Consider the following 1,934-nt stretch of genomic DNA (forward strand, 5'->3'; position numbering starts at 1 on the left):
CTTCAACGAGTACACCGACAGGCGGTCGATCAGTGTGCGTCCGCGGCGGGTGGCGTAAGTGAGGAACACCCCGATCTGGCTGTTCTCGGTGCGTCCGGCGGTGCCGGAGTGCTGCCTTTGCACACGCGCCGAGCGGGTGCCCTTCTTGAGGATGCCAGTGTCGTCGGTGATCAGAACGGCATTCCGGTCCCCGAGGTGCTCGACGACTTAGAGCGTGTCCTATGTGGTGAGTCGGATGAGCCGCTTGTAGCTGCAGATCGCCGCTGCGAGACCGAGAAAGGCGAGGTAGTTGCGGGGGTCTCGCTCGTAGCGGGGTGACAGGCGCCGGTAGCCAGTCAGCCACGACGTTGGGTCGGCCGCGCGGCAAGGTGCCCGCCGTGGCGGGTCCTTCTCCGCGCGGCCTCCCGCCGAACCGGACGTGACGGTTTCCCTGTCATCCGGCTCTCCAGTGACTACCGCGTGAGCGATTCAGCCGTTCGTGCGACATGGATACGGTCGTGGCAGCTGACGCAGGCCACAACGGTCTTGCGGCGCCGGTCGAGCATGACGCGTGCCCAGTCGGACGGCGGCCACCCGGAACGTGCGAGATCGGCGAGTGCACGGATGTGATGCACTTCGACATCACCGGTGTTTCCGCAGATTTCGCAGGTGTCCGCAAGGAGCCGTGTGATCAGCTCCTTTTGGGGATAGTCCACCCAGACAGGCCGACGGTCGACGACTTTCGCCGACCGCTGCTGCTGGAGAGGAATCCCACCGAACCGAGCTACCAGTGGCTTCCTGTTCTTCCGCTCAATCCGGGCCTCAAAGCAGACTCGGGGCCCGTTGGGTGTGTCGAATCTGGCCTTGTGTTTGGCCGCCATCTTCGACACCGATGAACGGTGCTTAGCCGCGAGAGTCTTGAGCATGGATGTCTCCATGACCCATCGCAGCAGATGCAGCCGGAAGACATCTCCGGCGAGCAGGTAGTACTGGACGATGCCCCGGTAGACAGCCCCATAGGTCGCAACGATCGCATGGTCGCTGCTGTTGACCAGGGCTCCCCTCTTCGCGGGATTCCCACGAGACAGGTAAGGGGCACACTTAGCCTTGATCACTTCTCGGGGAACACGAAGCGCGATCTGACCGTTCACACGACGGTAACGGCCCGTCTTCTTCGTGTCGTTGTGCTGAGTCGTGATCTCATAGCCGAGAAACCTCGCTGCCCGGGTACGGGCATGGGTGATCAGCGTCTTGTCCTGGGACAGTTCCAGCTTGAGTTCATCACGCAGGAATGCCGCCAGGCGCTGCTTGATCTGCTCGGCTTCGGTTTTTGGTCCGGTGAATCCGAGGAGGTGATCGTCCGCGTAGCGGATGTAACGCAGTCTCCGGTAGCCCGGATCGTTCGGATCCGCGCTCGGCAGGCTGGTCATCTTCTGACGTAGCGTCCGGGCCTGGGCCCGGTCGCCGCGCCGGCGGGCTTTCGCCAGGAGGTTCTGCAACTCCAGATAGTCCGGGTTGCGGACCCGGCGGTCTCCTCGGGTGTATTCCGGTATTAGAACTTTCTCGACGAACTCGTCCAGCTTGTGCAGGTAGATGTTGGACAGGACCGGGGATGCCACTCCGCCCTGCGGGGCACCGGAGAGCGTGGCTCCCCATCTCCAGTCCTCCAGGTATCCGGCTGTCAGCATGTTGCGCACCAGCCGCAGAAACCGCTGGTCATGGACCTTCTCGCCGAGGATCGACAGCAGGACCTGGTGGTCCAGGCTGCCGAAGCAGTCAGCGATGTCCCCCTCGATGAACCAGGACGTGCCGGTCCACGTGTGGGCCACCTCCCGCAAGGCGGTATGGCAGCCCCGGCGGGGACGGAATCCATGAGACCGGTCGGAGAATGTCGGGTCGTAGTACGCCTCTAACAAGAGGCGTACTACTTCACTGACGAGTTTGTCCGACCATGT

General features: G+C 63.0%; 1 protein-coding gene and 2 pseudogenes. All 3 read right to left on the bottom strand.

Annotation, left to right across the window (positions count from 1 at the left end; genetic code table 11):
* Positions 1-207: pseudogene (locus tag V7793_RS37020) on the bottom strand (transposase); the annotation flags it as partial.
* 12 nt (positions 208-219) lie between these two features.
* Positions 220-345 (bottom strand): annotated as a pseudogene (locus tag V7793_RS37025) (IS5/IS1182 family transposase); the annotation flags it as partial.
* A 107-nt stretch (positions 346-452) separates the two neighbouring features.
* Positions 453-1,934 (bottom strand): reverse transcriptase domain-containing protein (locus tag V7793_RS37030; RefSeq protein WP_336014069.1); only part of this gene is annotated, 1,482 nt, incomplete at its 5' end.

The organism is Streptomyces sp. KLMMK, assembly GCF_036961605.1.
GTDB classification, from domain to species: Bacteria; Actinomycetota; Actinomycetes; order Streptomycetales; family Streptomycetaceae; genus Streptomyces; species Streptomyces telluris.